The following is an 18,912-nucleotide window of genomic DNA, read 5'->3' as shown; positions in this document are numbered from 1 at the left end:
GCACCATGCGTGGTATACTGATGAAAACTTCGTTTTCATTTCATTTTCAAAACCATGCAGGAGACGAACGCCTATGAGAGAGCAAACGATTCTTTTTGATCTGGACGATACGCTGGCCCATTGTAATAAATATTTTGATTTTGTCATCGAGCAGTTCATCGATGTGATGAAGACCTGGTACGCCGGGCACCGGTTAACCCAGCAGGACATTCGCCGTAAACAGCAAGAAATTGACCTCGCCGGCATTCACATCCACGGCTTCAAGCCGGAACGGTTCCCGCAGTCGTTCGTCGAGACCTACCAATGGTTCGCTGAGCGGTTTAATCGGCCGACGAGTGCAAGCGAGGAAACGTTTCTGTTGGATCTTGGCAATACCGTGTACGCCTACACCGTGGAGCCTTTTCCGCAGATGAACGAAACGCTGCAACGCCTGCAAGGGGAAGGCCACCGGCTCTACCTGTACACGGGCGGAGATGCGGGGATTCAGATGAAAAAAGTGAAGGATCTCGGCTTGACGCAGTACTTCGATGATCGCATTTTCATCACCGTGCATAAGTCCCGCGAGTTCATGGAGACGATCATGGCGGAGCAACGCTTCGACCGCGAGCATACGTGGATGATCGGCAACTCCGTCAAGACGGACGTGCTGCCCGCGCTGTATGCGGGTATTCACGCCATCCACATCCCGGTGCCCGGCGATTGGGTGTACAACACCGGAACCGTCGATGTGCAGCCGAAAGGCGCGTTCTATCGCCTGAACGAGCTGCAGGAAGTACCGGATACGATTCAGACGTATATCCGGAAGTAACGAAGCCAACCCGTTCCGAGAATCGGGTTGGTGCCCAAAAGGCCCCACCGCCGCTGGTTAAGCGGAGGCGGGGCCTTTTGGGCATGGGCGCGCTGCGGGGGAGTGCTGGGCGGCGGGCTCCCTCGCCCCGGTCAAATAAGAGTAGTAAACCGCTGCTATTAGAGCATCGCGCTCGATTCTATTGGAAATAAGCGTGGTAAACCGCTCTTATCCGGGCGTGAACCGCCGTTTTCCGGCGGTCCGGAGCCAAATAGAAGTAGTTTACCACTTCTATTTTCTCCGCGTCGTGCGGAGGCAGCAAAATAAGAGTGCCTAGGCACTCTTATTTCATCAGCGGCACACTGGCCCATGCTTGCGCTGGAGCAGCAGAGCTCCGAGCTAAGACAGGTAGCCCCTCTAAGCTCGGCGATTTTCGCCATTTCGAGCGAGTTAACTAGGGCTAGGCACCCTTAGCTGGACTGTTTTCTCACTTTTGACGGGATTTCGCCGTACTTTAGATGGGCCAGACCCTCTTAACTCGGCGATTTCCGCCGTTTTAAGCGAGTTAACTAGGACTAGGCACCCTTAGCTGGACTGTTTTCTCACTTTTGGCGGGATTTCGCCGTACTTTAGATGGGCCAGACCCTCTTAACTCGGCGATTTCCGCCGTTTCGAGCGAGTTAACTAGGGCTAGACCCTTAGCTGGACTGTTTCTCACTTTTGGCGGGATTTCGCCGTACTTTAGATGGGCCAGACCCTCTTAACTCGGCGATTTTCGCCATTTCGAGCGAGTTAACTAGGGCTAGGCACCCTTAGCTGGACTGTTTTCTCACTTTTGCGGGATTTCGCCGTACTTTAGATGGGCCAGACCCTTCTATGCTCAGCTCAAACGAACCAGTCAGACCTTTATGCCGCGACATCCCGCCTGCGGAATATTTCCCAGGAAAGTGCGTTGAACACGATAAAGTACACGAGCAGCATCGTGATGGAGAAGCCGAGCGACATCCCTTCGGCCAGCGGCTGCCCCTCCAGATACGGCGTTAGATCCGTGTTCGCGAAGAGGAAATATTTTCCCCAAGTATACTGTAGAAACAGGTACGTCAAGCTCTGCCCAGCGAACATGATGAAAATGCTCAAGCCAATCGCGAGCGAAGCGCTGCGGAACACCGTCGAGATCATAAATGCCAGCGTGACGATCATCACCAGCTCAACAAGTTTCAGCCCGTAGGTGGCGAAGACGTAGAGCAGCATGTTTTTCTCATGTACTTGCGCCTGCTTATCGACCGTCAGGTGGGGAAGCGAAATCGCATCGAACCCATACAGTACCCCGTTCACCACCAACGCGCTCAGAAACAGCAGCACCAGCAGCGTCAACGCAAAAATCAGCGTCGACAAGTACTTCGATAACAAAATCTTCGACCGTGAGGCGGGCCGGATCAGCAGCAGCTTGATCGTCCCCCATGTGAATTCTCCGGCGACCACATCTCCGGCGATGATGACGGTGAACAGCGTCACCAGTAGAATCAGTCCGGCTGCGCTCAGCGTCCCACTCCACAACGTGTTGTCGGTCGGCGGATAGTTATGATCCAGCATATATTGCTGCAGCGCGCTTTCCTCCCGCATCTGCTGCTTGAATTTCTCCGGCAGGTCGCTGCTTGCCAACTCAGTCTGATTGTGCTGAATCGTATCGGCCGCACGTTTCTTCCAATCATCGTCAGCGGCCCGATGGTTTGAATGCGACAGAATGGCCGACGTCACCACGATGAGCACGAGTAGAATCGCCAAAATCCACGTCCGCACCCTGCCGTACATTTTCATTTGTTCATTGAGAATCAAATTAAGCAATCGGATCACGTCCCGTCATTTCCAAAAATTGATCTTCCAGCGACTTCGTCGCCGCCCGGATACCGTACACCGCGATGCCCGCAGTCACGAACCGCTTGTTCCACTCGGCCGTCTCGTCCTTCGTCAGCTCGAGAATAAGCCGCTCGTCGGCCGACTGATAAGCCAGCCCTTCCGCACGTACAAGCGCCTCCGCCCGCTCCGGCGAAGACAGCTCGAACGCCACGGACTCCTTGCCCTCCCCGCGTCCGAATTCATTGATCTGCCGCACGTCGACGAGCTGGCCGTTCTGAATGATGGCGACCCTGTCGCACATCAGCTCCATTTCCGCGAGCAAATGGCTCGAGACGATGACCGAGATGCCCTCCTCGCGCGTCAGCTTGCGCAGATGATCCCGCAGCTCGCGGATCCCCGCAGGATCGAGGCCGTTCGTCGGCTCATCAAGAATCAGCACGGACGGCTTATGGAGGAGAGCTTGTGCGATGCCAAGCCGCTGCCGCATGCCGAGTGAATATGTTTTGACCTTGTCATGAATCCGGTTCCCCATCCCGACCAACGCAACGACTTCGTCGATGCGCTCCTTCCCGATCGCCGGAAACATACGCGCGTAGTGTACCAGATTGCGGTACCCGCTCAGGAACTTGTACATCTCCGGGTTTTCGACGATGGCGCCGACATGGCGAATCGCTTTCTCGAATTGCGAACGGATGGAATACCCCTGGATGCGAATATCGCCTTCCGAAATGGACATCAGGCCCACCATCATGCGGATCGTCGTCGTTTTGCCGGCCCCGTTCGGTCCCAGGAAGCCAAAAACCTCCCCCTGCGGCACATCAAAACTGAGCTGTTTGATAATCGTTTTGGACCCGATCCGTTTGGATACGCGGTCTACTTGCACAATCGCCGTTGAAGCCGGCTGCGTGTCGGTCATGCTCAAACCCCTTTCTCGGTCACATTTGCAGGTCATATGATTAATATGACTGTGTTCACTATGGCTTTTGTTCAAAATTAGGTAAAATAAGGAGAAGACGAACGATCCAAAAGGAGACCGTTTACAAATGGTACAACGAAGACCGTGGCACGGCGTGGAATGGTCCCTGTTCATCGTGCTGACAGGCGCCAACCTGCTTGGCCTGCTCTATACGCTTCTACATCTCCGCGAGCATTCCCTGCAAGTGACCCTGCTCACGATTGGTGCAATTCTGCTGGCTTATGGCGCTCCCTTTTTGTTTTGGCGGCCGCAGTATATCCATGCTGCCTGGTATCCGATCGCCGTACTGCTAGCGGGGGTGCCGCTGCAAATCTTTTTATCCTGGATGGAACAGGATCTCTTACTTATCATTAATTGCCCATTAATGGTCATCGGATTCCTCACCGATCGAAAAAATGCCTGGTGGACCGCCCCCGTTTTTATGGTGGGGATGCCGATTGTTTACTTTATCCTGCTGCATAGCGGAATGGGGATCGGGCAGCTGTTCAGCTTTATTCTGAACGCCAGCCTATTCTTTGCCATCGGGCTCAGCCTGCAGCGTGTCGTCACCTCGAACGAGCATACGGAAAAGCTGCTCGCCGAGAACCAGCGGCAATACCGCCTCATCCATGAGCAAAACAACGCACTCGAGCAGTACGCCAACCAAATCGAGCAGATGACGCTGGTCGAGGAGCGGAGCCGGATGGCGCGCGAGCTGCATGACACAGTCGGGCACACGTTTACGTCAGTCATCATGGGTATGGACGCGGTGTCCTACCTCATCGAAGCCTCGCCGGAAATGGCGCGGCAGAAGCTCGACGTGCTTCGCGGCGTCACCCGTGCCGGTCTGGAAGAGGTGCGCCGCAGCATCCATCAGATGGCTCCCCGGGAAGGCGACTCGCTCTTGTCCCAGCAGTTGATGCGGCTCGCCAATGAGTTTGCGCTGCATACTGGCACGCAGATTCGTTTTGATACACGGGGCGATGAGTTCGATTTACCGAAAATGACGAAGCTTTCTCTCATCCGCTGCTTGCAGGAGTCGTTAACGAACGCTAAGCGGCACGGCGGCGCCGAGCAGGTAGCGGTCGAGCTCGCGTTCGCAGACGACCATATCCGTCTGCAAGTTGCCGATAACGGCGCAGGCTCCGATCAGATCAAAGCCGGCTTCGGCATCGCCGCTATGCAGGAGCGTATTGCTGCGCTCAACGGCATTTTGCAGGTCGATTCACAGGCAGGTGAGGGCACGACGATCACGTGCACCATTCCGGCCAGAAGATTATCTGCTTTGTAAGAACTAGAAGAGTAAAGAATAGGAGGCGTTCCTTGTATATGACTGCACAACTGCCGCTGAAACTACTGCTCGTCGATGATCAAGACCTCATTCGGGAAAGCCTGCATATCGTGCTGGGTATGGACCCGGACATCAATGTCGTCGGGCTTGCCGAGAACGGCTTGGTGGCACTCGAACAGTGCGAAATCCACCAGCCCGACATCGTGCTGATGGACATTCATATGCCCAAGATGAACGGGGTCGAAGCGACCGGCCAAATCAAAGCAAAATGGCCGCAAACGCGCGTCATTATTCTCACGACATTCCAGGAAGTCGGCTACGTCATCGACGCGCTCGGCGCAGGGGCCGAAGGCTATTTGCTGAAAGCCATTCATCCTAAAGATTTGGCCGCCGGCATCAAATGGGTGCATCAAGGCGGCACCTTGATTCCGCAGGACATCGCCAAGCTGCTGGTGCAGCAGGCGCGCAGCGGCGCCGAAGCGGTTGGGGCCGATTCGGGTGCCGGCAAGCCTGCGGACGATGGCGGGCGCTCCTCAGACGCCTACGGGCTGAGCGATCGCGAGCTTCAAGTGCTGCACGGCATCGCGGACGGCCTTAACAATCGGGAGATCGCCGAGAAGCTCTACCTCTCCGAAGGCACCGTGAAAAACTACATCTCCAGCATCTACGCCAAAATGGACGTGCGCGATCGTGTGCAAGCATCAAAAAAAGCCCACGAGGAAGGTATGCTCTGAGGGCTTGACACTATTCAAACAATCGCTCAAGGAACGATTTTTTCCGTTTGCGGATTTTGCGGTAGCTCTTGACGCGCGAATAAGTCGGGGGAATCTCCTCCGGCTCTTCCGTGCTGTGCGGATCGGCTGGCGGCGGAATCAACGCGGGATGCAGCTCTGCGACTGAATCTGCGGGAGCGGCAGCAGGGGTTTCCCCCGGCAGCGTCTCTTGCTGCTGCGCGACAGGTGTGCGCTGCAGGATAACCCCATTCATCATCTGCTCGTACAGCTTGTACTCGAGATGATGCTGGAATTGCCGGAGCAGTTGTTCATGCCTGAGGTGCTGCTCCTGAAAATGCCCCTGCAACTGCTCCTGCAGCTCCGCCACCTGACGGGAGAGGAGCACGACCGCCTGCTGCAGGGCATACAAATGCTGCGCGCCAATAGGCTCGTCCGGCGCAAACTCCTGCAGCCCGCCGCCATTGTCTCCAAGCAGCGCTTGCAGCTCAGCCGGCGTTATGAGATCTTCCCTCTTCATGTGCTCCCCTCGCTTTCCGTTCTTTCTTCTATATCATTCGCTTCCGTCAGCCCTTTTCATGTCCTCTATTGTACATGAATTGTGGAAATTGTTCATCTTTTTGAATAAAACTGGGCAGAAGGGCTTATTCCGCTGGTCCAAACGCGCGTGTTGTGGGCCTTGAGGCAGCCGAAGGGGCAGACCTCATCGCTCCAACAGTCACGAACCTGTAAAAGCTACATCAAAATCAGGGAAAAACACCCCAAATTATATGAAAACCTGTAAAACCTACAGTAAAAAATTGGTGTTTTCTCGGATTAGGTACCTTTTTTAAGGTTTGAGCCTGCATTTCATGTAGGAAATACAGGTAATCCGCCGGATTCCCCGGTTATGGCGACAATTAGCTGTACGAAATACAGGATTATGGAAGCGATGGAGTGGAGACGTTCAGGAGACTGGTGTCTGGTTCAAGAATAGGCGTGACCGACGGGGCTTCGGAGTAAGTTAGTAGCTAGGGAATTGCGCCCGAAAGTGAGGATGATCGATGGTCGGGAATAGGTAAGGAGATTCGTGTCCTCTTCAATAAAAAATGCCTGCAAGCGGCACCCCGCTTGCAGGCATTTCTTTCGTCAACGCGCGCGCAGAATTTCCGAGCGGCATTGCAAATGTCTCTTATGGCAAATTGGACGCGCCCATCAAATAGCGATCCACTTCACGCGCCACGGCGCGGCCTTCGTTGATCGCCCAGACGACGAGGCTCTGGCCGCGGCGCATATCGCCGGCCGTGAACACACCCTCGACGTTCGTCGCGAATTTGCCGTACTCGGCCTTGGCGTTCGAGCGCTCATCCTTCGCAACGCCGAGCTGATCGAGCACCGTGTGCTCCGGCCCGGTGAAGCCCATGGCGATCAGCACGAGCTGTGCCGGGTACACCTTCTCGCTGCCGGGCACTTCGACCGGCACGAACTGGCCCTTCTCGTTCTTCTGCCACTCGATCAAGACCGTGTGCAGCTCCTTCAAGTTGCCCTCCTCATCCCCCACGAATCGCTTCGTGTTGATGAGGTATGTGCGCGGGTCTTCGCCCTGCACCGCCGCGGCCTCCTGCTGGCCGTAGTCGACCTTCAGCACCTTCGGCCATTCCGGCCAAGGATTGTTCGCCTGGCGCATTTCCGGCGCCTTCGGCATAATCTCGAACTGCGTCACGCTGCGGCACTTGTGGCGCAGCGATGTGCCGACGCAGTCCGTGCCAGTGTCGCCGCCGCCGATGACGATGACATCCTTGCCTTCGGCAGAGATGAAGGCGCCGTCCGCGTGCTCGGAGTCGAGCAGGCTTTTCGTGTTTTTGCCCAGAAACTCCATCGCCAGATGGACACCTTTCAGCTCGCGGCCCTCGATCGGCAGATCGCGGCCTTTCGTCGCGCCGCCGCAAAGTACGATCGCGTCGAACTCCTCCTGCAGCTTCTCAATCGGATAGTTGACGCCGACATGTGCGTTCGTCACAAACGCCACGCCCTCGGCTTCCAATAGATCCACGCGGCGCTGCACGTATTTTTTGTCCAGCTTCATGTTCGGGATCCCGTACATGAGCAGGCCGCCGACGCGGTCGGCGCGCTCGAACACGGTCACCCAGTGACCGGCCTTGTTGAGCTGCGCAGCAGCGGCAAGCCCCGATGGGCCTGAGCCGACGACCGCGACTTTCTTGCCGGTGCGCACCTCCGGCGGCTGCGGGGTGATCCAGCCTTCGGCGAACCCTTTGTCGATGATCGCTTTTTCAATGCTTTTGATCGTGACCGGCGTATCCTTGAGGCCTACCGTACAGGAGCCCTCGCATGGCGCAGGGCAGACGCGGCCCGTGAATTCCGGGAAATTGTTCGTCTTGTGCAGCCGATCCAGCGCCTCGCGCCAGCGGCCTTTATACACCAGATCATTCCATTCCGGAATGAGATTGTTGACCGGACAACCGGCCGCCATGCCGCTAATGATTGAGCCTGTATGACAGAACGGTATGCCGCAATCCATGCAGCGGGAGCCCTGCGTTTGCAATTTATCTTCGGTGAGCGGCGTCACGAATTCTTTCCAGTGGCCGATTCGGACGAGCGGAGCCGTCTCGGACGCCACTTCACGTGTATGTTCTATAAAACCCGTCGGTTTCCCCATTTACGTTGATCCCTCCTGCGTATGATAGCCAGCCAAGCCGGCACCCTGCCCTTAAGCACGCCCGCCCCCCAACGAGCAGACGGACACGCTGCGCGATTCAGTTAGGAGCTGCGAGGAATTTAGTATCCGCTTTTGCTGACAAAATCTCCACGGTTTTGGGAGTTTTGGCGGCAAATTAGCGGTACTTTATTCGTCGCAGTCTCTTAGTTGCCGCCAACCCGCGAAACATCCCTCATATTCGCCTCAAAAGCCACCATCACGGCCTCCTGCTGGCTCAGTCCGGAACGTTTCACCTTCTCGATGGCGTCGAACATACGTTTGTAATCCTTCGGAATAACCTTCACGAACTTCCAAACGTATTCCTCCCAATGCTGAATGACGTTATGGGCTACGCTGCTATCCGTAAATGTGGCGTGATGCTGAATCATCGTTTTCAGCTCATTCATTTCATAGGTCTCCTCCAACTGTTCAAGGAGCACCATCTCTTTGTTCACCTTCGAGGCAAAATCGCCCTTCTCGTCGAGCACATATGCAATGCCGCCGGACATCCCTGCCGCGAAATTGCGGCCCGTCGCCCCAAGCACAACGACCCTGCCGCCCGTCATATACTCGCAGCCGTGATCGCCTACGCCCTCTACGACAGCGCGCACGCCGCTGTTTCTCACGCAGAAGCGTTCGCCGGCAATCCCGCGAATGTAGGCATCGCCATCGGTCGCGCCATAGAACGCCGTGTTCCCGATGATGATGTTCTCCTCGGGAACAAAGGTCGCACTCGCCGGCGGGAAAATGACCAGCTTGCCGCCGGACAGTCCTTTGCCGACGTAGTCGTTCGCGTCGCCTTCGAGCGAGAGCGTAATCCCCTTCGGCACGAATGCGCCGAAGCTCTGGCCCGCCGATCCGTGGAAATGCAGCCGGATCGTATCGTGGGGCAAGCCCTCCGCGCCGTGCTTGCGCGTCACTTCACTGCCCACGATCGTGCCCACGACGCGATTCACGTTCGTGATCGGCAGATAAGCGTGGACATGCGCTTTGCGCTCGATGGCGGGCTCGCAGATCGTCAGCAGCTTCGTCACGTCGAGCGAGCGGTCGAGGCCATGATCCTGCGGCATTTGGCAGAAGCGGCCGACATCGTCGCCGACGTCCGGCTGGTGCAGCAGCGGCGCGAGATCGACGCCTTTGGCTTTCCAGTGGGCGACCGCCTGCTTGCCTTCCAAAATGTCGGTGCGGCCGACCATTTCCTCAATCGTACGGAAGCCCAGCTGTGCCATCCACTCGCGCACGTCCTGCGCGATGAACGTCATGAAATTGACGACATGCTGCGGGTCGCCGGCAAATTTTTTGCGCAGCTCCGGATTTTGCGTCGCTACGCCGACCGGACAGGTGTCCAGATGGCAGACGCGCATCATGACGCAGCCAATCGTAATGAGCGGTGTCGTCGCGAAGCCGAACTCCTCCGCCCCGAGCAGCGCTGCGATGACTACATCGCGTCCCGTCATCAGCTTGCCGTCGGTCTCGACCGCGATCCGGCTGCGCAGGTTGTTCAGGACGAGGGTCTGGTGCGTTTCCGCCAGACCGAGCTCCCACGGCAGTCCCGCGTGGCGAATACTCGTCTGCGGGGACGCGCCTGTGCCGCCGTCGTAGCCGGAGATGAGGACAACGTCCGCTTTCCCCTTGGCGACGCCGGCTGCAATCGTGCCAACCCCAACCTCGGAGACGAGTTTCACGGAGATCCGCGCTCTTGGGTTGGCGTTCTTGAGATCGTGGATGAGCTCAGCGAGATCCTCGATCGAATAGATGTCGTGATGTGGCGGCGGCGAAATCAGTCCGACGCCTGGTGTAACCCCGCGCACCTCGGCCACCCAAGGGTACACTTTGGACCCTGGCAGCTGGCCGCCCTCGCCGGGCTTGGCGCCCTGCGCCATTTTGATCTGAATCTCGTCAGCATTGACGAGATAGTGGCTTGTGACCCCGAAGCGGCCGGACGCCACCTGCTTAATGGCACTGCGGCGAAGATCGCCGTTCTCGTCCGGCGTGAAGCGCTCCGGATGCTCGCCGCCTTCGCCGGTATTGCTTTTGCCGCCGATGCGGTTCATCGCGATCGCGATGGTTTCGTGCGCTTCTTTGGAAATGGAGCCGTAGGACATGGCTCCCGTCTTAAAGCGCCGCCAGATCGCCTCGACCGGTTCGACTTCCTCGATCGGAATCGGTTGGCGGCCTTCTTTGAAGCTCAGCAGCCCGCGCAAGGCCATATATTTCTCATCTTCGCGAAGGATGAGCTTCGCAAAGCTTTTGTACATGCCGTAATTGTTCGTCCGCACGGCGGTCTGCAGGGCATGGACCGTTTCCGGCGTATACAGATGCTCTTCCCCATCACGCCGCCACTGCAAGTCGCCGCCCGCGTCGAGCACAGGATCGCGCCCTTCTTGCGGGGAGAATGCGCGCTGATGACGCAGCACCGCTTCCTGCGCGATCACATCCAGGCCGATGCCGCCGACCGGCGTGTACGTCCACGTGAAGTACTTGTCGACAAGTTCCTGGTTGAGGCCGATCGCCTCGAAAATTTGAGCGCCCCGATAACTTTGAATCGTGGATATCCCCATTTTCGCCAGTACTTTGACAACGCCCTTCGTGACAGCCTTGATATAATTGTAGGTCGCCTTCTCGTGATCAACGCCGACCAATTGCTTGCGCTGAATCATGTCGTCCAGCGTTTCCAGCGCCAGATACGGATTGATCGCACCCGCACCGTAGCCGAGCAGCAGGGCAAAATGGTGCACCTCGCGCGGCTCGCCCGACTCGACCAACAAGCCAATTTTCGTCCGCGTGCCCTCGCGAATGAGGTGGTGATGCAGCCCCGACGTCGCCAGCAAGGCCGGAATCGGCGCTTTCGCACTGTCCACGCCGCGGTCGGACAAAATAATTAGCGTCGCTCCGTCCGCAATCGCCTCATCGGCCGCTTGGCTCAGCGCAGCCATCGCCTGCTCCAAGCCTGCGGCTCCTTCCGCAGCCGTGAAGAGCGTCGACAGCGTCACCGTTTTGAAGCCATCTCGCTGAATATGGCGCAGCTTCGCCAGCTCGACGTTCGTCAGGAACGGCGTCGCGAGCCGAATTTGACGGCAGCTTGCCGGATCCGGCTTGATCAGATTGCGCTCCGGCCCGATCGTCGTGCCCTGCGCCGTAATGATTTCCTCGAAGTTCGCGTCAATTGGCGGGTTCGTCACCTGCGCGAACAATTGTTTAAAATAATTGTATAAGAGCTGCGAACGATTCGACAGCACCGCAAGCGGCGCATCCGTGCCCATGGAGCCGATCGGATCAACCCCTGTTTTCGCCATCGGTTCCAAAATTTTACGCAATTGCTCAAACGTATACCCAAACGCTTGTTGACGCTGCCCCAGCGTATCCAGATCGGAGCCAAGCGCAAACGGCGCATCGTCCAGCTCCTCCAGAGAAATCAGATGCTCATTCAACCATTCGCGATAAGGCTGCTCGCTGGCGATACTGCTTTTGATCTCATCATCCGCCACGATGCGGCCCGCTTCCGTATCCACGAGCAGCATGCGGCCCGGTCTGAGCCGATCCTTGTACAGCACGCGCTCCGGCTCGATGTCCAGCACGCCAACTTCAGACGCCAGTACAATTAGATCATCTTTGGTCACATAGTACCGTGATGGCCGCAACCCGTTGCGATCCAGAATCGCCCCGATCTGCGTACCGTCCGTAAACGCAATCGCCGCCGGACCATCCCACGGTTCCATTAACGTGCTGTGGTATTCGTAGAACGCTTTTTTCTCGTCGTCCATGCCCTCGTGCTTCGACCACGGCTCCGGCACCATCATCATCGCCGCATGCGGCAGCGAACGACCGGACAGCATGAGGAACTCGAGCGTATTATCGAACATTTGCGAGTCGGAACCATCGGTGTCGATCACAGGAAGAATCCTTTTCCAATCGTCCCCAAAAAGCTCCGTCTCGCACATCGCCTGGCGGGCATGCATCCAGTTCACATTGCCTCGCAGCGTATTAATTTCGCCATTATGGATCAAGTAGCGGTACGGATGCGCGCGCTCCCAGCTTGGGAACGTATTCGTACTGAAACGGGAGTGTACCAGCGCAAGCGCAGACTCGACTTTTTCGTCCTGCAGCTCCACGTAATAAGCGTCCACTTGCTCCGGCGTCAGCATGCCTTTATACACGATCGTGCGGCTGGATAAACTGGAATAGTAAAATTGCGACAAAGGTTGATCTTTTTTGACAGCGTTTTCAGAAATCTTCCGAATGATGTACAATTTGCGTTCAAAATCGAGATTGTTTGTCACATCCGCGCTCTGGCCGATAAAAACTTGTCGAACAAACGGTTCAGCCGACTTGGCCGATTCGCCCAAAGAGCTGTTGTTCGTCGGCACGGTCCGCCAGCCCAGGAACTGCTGCCCTTCTTCTCTCACCACGCGTTCAATCGTGTTCTCACAAGCTTGGCGCTCCTCCAGGTTCTGCGGCAAATACACCATGCCTACGCCGTAATGTCCCGCTTGCGGCAGCTTGATATTGTCTGCTGTGCAGGCCTCCTGAAAATAAGCATCCGGAATTTGCATGAGAATGCCGGCTCCATCGCCCGTATTTTGTTCGCTGCCTTGACCTCCGCGATGGTCCAAATTGCACAGCACGTTCAGTGCCTGCTTGACGATCGCATGCGATTTGATCCCCTTGATATTCGCCACGAAGCCAATCCCGCAAGCGTCGTGTTCATATCCCGGATCGTACAATCCTTGTTTGGGCGGTAATCCATTTCTCCTCATGTAGCGCAACCTTTCTCCCTCAGTTTGGTGAAACAGGCATACTTCCGCTACCTTTGTACCTCCGCAAGCAAGTAGAGGAAATATTCGAAATATTTTATCTTATATTAACATCTGATATTCTATTCTTCAATGGTCTCATAGGATAGCATACCTTCTATAGTTCATGTTATGATAACTATTACCGCCCGCACGAACTTACAACCAGATTTTACAGCGTAGGAGGATCTCTGTTTGAGTATTCAACACACCTTTGGAAACGGCAGGATCATGGAGCCGATCTATCAGTTTCAGACGGAGGCGCATCCGGTTGAGATGGACCTATTCCGTTCCAAGCCGGTGCGGCGCTTGCAATTTTTACATCATTTCGGTGCGGCTGCGCTTTGCACACCCCTCACCCACTCGCGGTTAGAGCATACCGTAGGCGTGTGGTCGCTTACAGCGCATTTTTGCCCGGAAGACCTGCCCATGCGAATCGCAGCGATTGTCCACGATATTGGACATTTGCCGTTCTCCCATGCCATCGAGCGTACACTCGGGTTTAACCATCACCGGCATACGGAGCAGTTCATTCTGCAAGGCGAGGTCGCTGAAATTTTAACCAATTACGGATTTAAACCGTCACATATTGTAGATATTCTGAAAAAAGAAAGCCCGCTCAAGAACCCTACGTCGATTCTCGGGCTCGACCATCTGGATACGTATCTCCGTGATACGTACCGCGCCGGCAAACAGCTCCAGCCGCCATCCGAGCTGATCCGCAAGCTTCGTTTACGCGGCCATTTGCTGGAGGCTCAAGACGATGAGGCAGCGGCGGCGCTCGCCCACTGTATCGTGGAAGGCCATCGCCTTCAGCTTGAGCCGCAGCATGTCGCCATGGACGCTTTGCTCGCCAAAGCCGTCACGCATCACTGCGAAGCTCAGCCGGAGATGAAGCGGCATCTGCCTTTTCTGATGGATCATGAATTACTGCATGCGCTCATGCACAGTCACAACGGCACCGCGCAGGAAACGATTCGTGTGCTGATGTTTGAACCGCACCGCATCCAGATTAGCAGCCAGCCGGTGCTCGGAAGCATCGAGGCTTCCTTCAGCAGCGTGCCGAAGAAACAGCCCCTGCTGCGGGAAAAACCTGCCGCCGAGGCAAGCTTTCAAGTCGCGGTCAAGCTGGCTGAACTGGAGAGCCTGGCAGGCACCTACTTTTTCATTATCGCTTAATGCACGTATATCCCGTATTCCCATCTAGGAGAGGACTGGCTTAGCTTGGCAAAATTGTATTTTCGATACGGCACGATGAACAGCGGGAAATCCATCGAGGTGCTGCGTGTCGCGCATAATTATGAGGAACAAGGCAAAAAAGTTCTCCTCCTCACCTCCGTCGTCGATGACCGTTTCGGCGTCGGCAAAGTGACGTCCCGCATCGGCATGGACAAAGCGGCGATAGCCGTAGACGGCCAGCTCGATATGCGGGCGCTTGCAGAGAGGGAACGACCGAACTGCATTTTAGTGGACGAAGCGCAGTTTTTGAATAAAGAGCAAATTGCCGTATTGATCGGCATTGTCGACGAGCTGGATATTCCGGTGATCGCCTATGGGCTTCGCGCGGATTTTATGGGACAGCTGTTTGAAGGCAGCAATGCGCTGTTGGCCGCGGCAGACACGATCGAAGAAATCAAAACAGTCTGCTGGTACTGCGACAAAAAGGCGATCATGAATATGCGCTGCAAGGACGGGGAACCGAGTTTCCACGGGGAGCAGATTCAAATTGGCGGCAACGAAAGCTACGTCCCGGTGTGCCGCAAATGCTACGCCGCGAAGCGGAAAAACGCTGTACACAAATGAGTAAACGCGGCAGGTCTCCATTGGCCAGCCAAGAAAGGTGAGTTCTTTGCGTAAAAAGAGGATTTTGATCTTATCCGAAGGCTTTGGAAAAGGGCACACACAAGCGGCTCACGCGCTCGCCGCGCAGCTTCGCCAGTCATCGCCCGAACTGATCACCCGTGTGCTGGAGCTGGGGGCTTTTTTGCATCCGACGCTCGCGCCCTGGGTCTTTTCCGCTTATCGCCGCACGGTGACGCTGCAGCCCAAGCTCTATGGCGTTCTGTATCGAAATCAGTATAAAAAATCGCTGAACAGCCTCGCCGGCCTGGTGCTGCACCGCATGTTCTACGCGCGTTCCAAGGCAATCATCCAGCAGCTTCGGCCTGATCTGATCGTGTGCACGCACCCTTTTCCGAGTATTATCGTTTCCCGGTTAAAGCGTGCGGGGCTGGATGTGCCCCTGTTTACCGTCATTACGGACTACGATGTGCATGGCACCTGGATCAATCCGGCCGTCGATAAATATTTGGTCTCCACTCCGCCTGTGCGGGACAATCTGCTCGATCGCGGCGTGGCCGAGTCCCGTATTGAAGTCACCGGCATTCCGGTTCATCCAGATTTTCGTCTGAACTACAGCAAAGAGCTGATTCGCCAAGAATTCGGCTTAAAAGCGATGCCTACAGTGATGGTCATGGGCGGTGGCTGGGGCATTTTCAAAAAAGAAGAAAAAGAAGAGCTCCTCACCCACCTTGCCAACTGGAGCAAAGACATTCAATTGTTGATCTGCTTAGGGACCAATGAAAAAGCGCGGCAGCAGCTGCTCATGGAGGAGGCGTTCCGGCAGCCGAACGTCCATTTGATCGGGTACACACACGAGATTAGCAAGCTGATGGATATCTCCGATCTGCTGATCACCAAGCCAGGTGGCATGACGTGCACCGAGGCGATCGCCAAAGGAATCCCGATGCTGTTCTACAGCCCGATCCCCGGACAGGAGGAGAGGAACTGCGACTACTTCCAGGAGCTCGGCTTCGGTCAGCGGATTACGTCCCTCGACATGATCGATCACTGGTTCAAGCTGCTGATGGAGCAGTATCCCGAGCTGGCAGAACGCCGCTCCAGCATCCGCAAGCAGCAAGCGCTGGACAGCAAAAGCTGCGCCGAAGCGATCAAGGACTACCTCGCGTTAACAGACAAGCGTGCGTATCTTCACGCATCTTCAAAAACACCGCTCATACACTGGTAATAACCACGGTGTAAGGGCGGTGTTTTTTGATATGAATCCACTTCATCGTTTCGGAAAGCAGGCGATTTTTGTTTATTTGCTCGTCTGGTTCATCGGCAGCCTCTGGATGATGGCCGTGCTCGGCAGCAATGCGCCGCAAGGCAAATTTCTGGGGATCAATATGGCGCAATACCACGACTATGCCTGTTTCGGCTTCGCCGGTGCACTCGGCGGCACGCTGTATGGACTGCGCATGTTCCACGAGCATTACGAAGCCCTGACCACGCAGTGGGTGTACTGGTATCTAATGCGGCCCGTCCTCTGCTTCGGCTCCGCCATCATCACGATCATCTTGTTCGAGAGCGGCATCATGCTGCTGCAAGTGGACGACTCCTCGTCCGCTCGGATCTCTCTCGCGTTCCTGACCGGCTACGGTTACGGCAAGTTTATGGAGAAGCTGCGCGATTTGACGACGACATTCTTCAACGGGAAGTCGTCGGGGAACGGGGCTGACGGGAATGGGAACGGCGGAGGCGGCAATGGCGATCCCAATGGTGGCGGGACTGGGAAGGTGTAGATAGTGGCACGAATTGTGCGGGGACAGGGACGTGGGGATGTAGGAGAGTAGCTAGCGGGTTTGTTTGTTGCGTGGGAATGGTGGCGTGAATTGCGCTTGGATAGTGTGTGGGAATGTAGGAGAAGTAGCTAGCGGGTTTGTTGTTGCGTGGGGTGGTGGCGTGAGTCGGGCGGACAGAGTGTGGAACGTAGAGAGTAGCTGCGGGGTTGTTGTTGCGTGGGGTGGTGGCGTGAGTCGTGCAGAGACAGTATGCATGCTTGATGCGCTTGATAGGCCGCGAGGGAGGGTGTGAGAAAAATAAGCGTGGTAGACCGCTCTTATTCGGATTTGAATGAAGAATTGGGCAGAATTAGGGGTGGCAAACCACCTCTATTTTGCTGTTTGGCGGCGGGTTTGCGTGATTTCAGCCGATGTAAGCGTATGCGACCACTCTTAAATGGCTAGAAAGTCGTGGTATGGCAGAAATAAGAGTGGTTTGCTACTTCTATTTTTCTGGCTGCCGAGCACGTGGAGTGCTGAAGGGAACGTTGGATACACTAGACCAGGGTGAAACTGGCCGGTTGCGCGATATGCGAAATGCTAAGTGGGGCTAGACCTCTTTAGCTGGCCCCAAATCGCAAAAATAGCTCTGTTAAGAGGGCTTGGGCCTGCTTAACTACGGCGAAATCGTCGATTTGGCACGAAATTCGGACTGCTAAGAGGGGCGGGCCCCCTTTAGCTCGCCTCAAATCGGGAAATTAGCTCCGTTAAGAGGGGATGGGCCTGCTTAAGTGGGCAGCAGTTCGATAGTCAGTCCCTGCTATTCGAGGACTAATCAGATTAGGGGTACTATCCCCTTCGTTCAGGTGATAGCGCTAGCGCAGCAGGCGCCGCGGCAGCCTGCCCGGCAGCTGCCGCGGCCATAAAAAAACGCCCCCACCTGCAAGCGGGGGCGTGAACCTTATTTCGGTGCATCGAACGTATGCACCGATTTCCACGTCACACCACCGTCGCTGGTGGTGTACATAACGCTGGGCTGCTCATTATCATTCGTAATGAGCCAGCCCTGTTTGCCGTCGGCGATCGCGAGCAGCGGATCGCCGTAGCCGGTGAACGACTGCTTGCCGTTCACCCAGGTTTTGCCGCCGTCGGTCGTGGAGCCGACGGTGACGGGTTTGTCGCAGGCCGGGCACAGGCCAGCCATGAACGCGACGTCGGGGCTGGCGACGTAGAGCGGGCCGGGCTTCGAGCCGGCGTTCTTCGGTCCGGTGCCCGCCTCCATCGGGAAGCCAGGCGCCGGGCCGCCTCCGGCCGTACTGTTCACCAGTACGGCTTGCCAGTTTTTACCGCCATCGCGTGTGTGGAAGAGCGAATACGACGTTTGCGTCATGCCGGACTCGCCAATGAACGCTACCCAGGCATCGTCCGCTCCGGCGGAACGGATGGTCGTGCCCGTAACGGAGGCGACCGTCGGGTTGGTCATGACGGTGCTCCAGTGCTGGCCGCCATCTTGGGTGCGCAGCACCTCGATGTTAGAGCCTTTTTGCCGGGCGGCCCAGCCGTTCTTCGCATCATGGAAATAGCTGTCGCCTGAGATGCCTTCCGGGACGGCCAGTGTCGTCCAGGTTTTACCCCCGTCCTTCGTCTGCGCATTGCCGCTGAACGCCTCCTGCTTTGAAACAAAATGCAAAAACGCGCTGCTTGGCAAATGCCCGCCAGTGGCGCTCCAGCTTTTGCCCCCATCGGTTGTCGCCAGCAAATTGTTGCTGTCGCCTTGGACTGCCCAGGCTTCCTGCCCGTTCAACGCAAAAATTTGCGAGATCGTCCCCTTCCCGGTGTACTGAACCTTCCAGTCAGTCCCTCCATTATCGGTGTGCGCTAGCCAGCCGTCGCCGCCAATCCAGCCGGCCTTCGGGTCTGCGAGCCGAGCTGCCGTTACTTTTTTCATGGCAACGGAAGCCGATGTTCCCTGTGATGCTGGCGGTGGACTGCTGGTTGGCGTTGGTGCTGGTGTCGCCGTCGTTGTCGGCGTGCTGCTCTCCACAGGCGCCGGTGTCGTAGATGCAGGCACCGATGTTTCACTAGCCGAGCCCGAAGATTTGCAGCCCGGGAACACAACAAGCGCAGCGAGCGACAAGAGCATTAGCGATTTTTTTATTCTCATAAGTAAGTCCCTTCCTTCCCTGAAATCCACTTCTGTACTACATAGACGGTACTTTTCCCATAAAAGTTGACGTCTC

At 56.3% G+C, this 18,912-nt stretch carries 13 protein-coding genes; 7 read left to right on the top strand and 6 right to left on the bottom strand.

The genetic code is table 11. The features are described 5' to 3' along the window. Nucleotides 1–73 precede the first annotated feature (73 nt). The gene (locus tag ABE504_RS01280; protein WP_430083383.1) at nucleotides 74–808 is read left to right on the top strand and encodes an HAD family hydrolase; all 735 of its coding nucleotides are present in this window, start codon (nucleotides 74–76) and stop codon (nucleotides 806–808) included. A gap of 885 nt (nucleotides 809–1,693) precedes the next feature. On the opposite strand, the gene ABE504_RS01275 is transcribed toward ABE504_RS01280, so the two are convergent. Both ABE504_RS01275 and ABE504_RS01270 read right to left on the bottom strand, forming a co-directional pair. Continuing rightward, on the bottom strand, nucleotides 1,694–2,641 hold the full coding sequence (locus ABE504_RS01275) for an ABC transporter permease (RefSeq protein ID WP_430083380.1): 948 nt from the start codon (nucleotides 2,639–2,641) through the stop codon (nucleotides 1,694–1,696). After that, the gene (locus ABE504_RS01270; protein ID WP_430083377.1) at nucleotides 2,625–3,560 is read right to left on the bottom strand and encodes an ABC transporter ATP-binding protein; all 936 of its coding nucleotides are present in this window, start codon (nucleotides 3,558–3,560) and stop codon (nucleotides 2,625–2,627) included. Before ABE504_RS01270 ends, ABE504_RS01275 begins: the two co-directional genes overlap by 17 nt. Before the next feature lie 127 nt (nucleotides 3,561–3,687). On the opposite strand from ABE504_RS01270, the gene ABE504_RS01265 reads away from it, so the two are divergent. After that, complete coding sequence (locus ABE504_RS01265; protein ID WP_430083374.1) at nucleotides 3,688–4,890, top strand: sensor histidine kinase; 1,203 nt, start codon at nucleotides 3,688–3,690, stop codon at nucleotides 4,888–4,890. Nucleotides 4,891–4,928: 38 nt separating this feature from the next. Then, the gene (locus tag ABE504_RS01260; RefSeq protein ID WP_430083371.1) at nucleotides 4,929–5,624 is read left to right on the top strand and encodes a response regulator; all 696 of its coding nucleotides are present in this window, start codon (nucleotides 4,929–4,931) and stop codon (nucleotides 5,622–5,624) included. A gap of 10 nt (nucleotides 5,625–5,634) precedes the next feature. Here ABE504_RS01260 and ABE504_RS01255 read toward each other — a convergent pair whose 3' ends face one another. The 3 genes from ABE504_RS01255 to gltB all read right to left on the bottom strand — a co-directional run bounded on the left by ABE504_RS01255 (nucleotide 5,635) and on the right by gltB (nucleotide 13,073). Next, the gene (locus tag ABE504_RS01255) at nucleotides 5,635–6,141 is read right to left on the bottom strand and encodes a hypothetical protein (RefSeq protein ID WP_430083369.1); all 507 of its coding nucleotides are present in this window, start codon (nucleotides 6,139–6,141) and stop codon (nucleotides 5,635–5,637) included. Nucleotides 6,142–6,792: 651 nt separating this feature from the next. After that, nucleotides 6,793–8,277: a glutamate synthase subunit beta gene (locus tag ABE504_RS01250; protein WP_430083366.1), complete on the bottom strand. Its 1,485-nt coding sequence runs from the start codon at nucleotides 8,275–8,277 to the stop codon at nucleotides 6,793–6,795. Nucleotides 8,278–8,480: 203 nt separating this feature from the next. Further along, the gene (gene gltB, locus ABE504_RS01245) at nucleotides 8,481–13,073 is read right to left on the bottom strand and encodes a glutamate synthase large subunit (protein ID WP_430083363.1); all 4,593 of its coding nucleotides are present in this window, start codon (nucleotides 13,071–13,073) and stop codon (nucleotides 8,481–8,483) included. Nucleotides 13,074–13,304: 231 nt separating this feature from the next. Between gltB and ABE504_RS01240 the strand changes: the two genes are divergently transcribed. The 4 genes from ABE504_RS01240 to ABE504_RS01225 are packed head-to-tail and all read left to right on the top strand — an operon-like array spanning nucleotide 13,305 to nucleotide 16,693. Then, nucleotides 13,305–14,288 carry an HD domain-containing protein gene (locus tag ABE504_RS01240; protein WP_430083360.1) on the top strand — a complete coding sequence of 328 codons (984 nt, stop codon included), beginning with the start codon at nucleotides 13,305–13,307 and terminating at the stop codon, nucleotides 14,286–14,288. Between the two features lie 45 nt (nucleotides 14,289–14,333). After that, nucleotides 14,334–14,912, top strand: coding sequence for a thymidine kinase (locus tag ABE504_RS01235; RefSeq protein ID WP_430083356.1), 579 nt, complete (start codon nucleotides 14,334–14,336; stop codon nucleotides 14,910–14,912). 46 nt (nucleotides 14,913–14,958) lie between these two features. Beyond that, nucleotides 14,959–16,137 carry an MGDG synthase family glycosyltransferase gene (locus ABE504_RS01230; protein WP_430083353.1) on the top strand — a complete coding sequence of 393 codons (1,179 nt, stop codon included), beginning with the start codon at nucleotides 14,959–14,961 and terminating at the stop codon, nucleotides 16,135–16,137. 31 nt (nucleotides 16,138–16,168) lie between these two features. Continuing rightward, nucleotides 16,169–16,693 carry a hypothetical protein gene (locus ABE504_RS01225; protein WP_430083350.1) on the top strand — a complete coding sequence of 175 codons (525 nt, stop codon included), beginning with the start codon at nucleotides 16,169–16,171 and terminating at the stop codon, nucleotides 16,691–16,693. A 940-nt stretch (nucleotides 16,694–17,633) separates the two neighbouring features. Here the strand turns inward: ABE504_RS01225 and ABE504_RS01220 are convergent. Beyond that, nucleotides 17,634–18,836: a hypothetical protein gene (locus tag ABE504_RS01220; RefSeq protein WP_430083347.1), complete on the bottom strand. Its 1,203-nt coding sequence runs from the start codon at nucleotides 18,834–18,836 to the stop codon at nucleotides 17,634–17,636. Nucleotides 18,837–18,912: the final 76 nt, after the last annotated feature.

Origin of the sequence: Paenibacillus oryzisoli (assembly GCF_050467285.1) — a bacterium.
In the GTDB taxonomy this organism is placed as follows: Bacteria; Bacillota; Bacilli; order Paenibacillales; family NBRC-103111; genus Paenibacillus_E; species Paenibacillus_E oryzisoli_A.
This window is presented reverse-complemented; position numbering and strand designations above follow the sequence as displayed.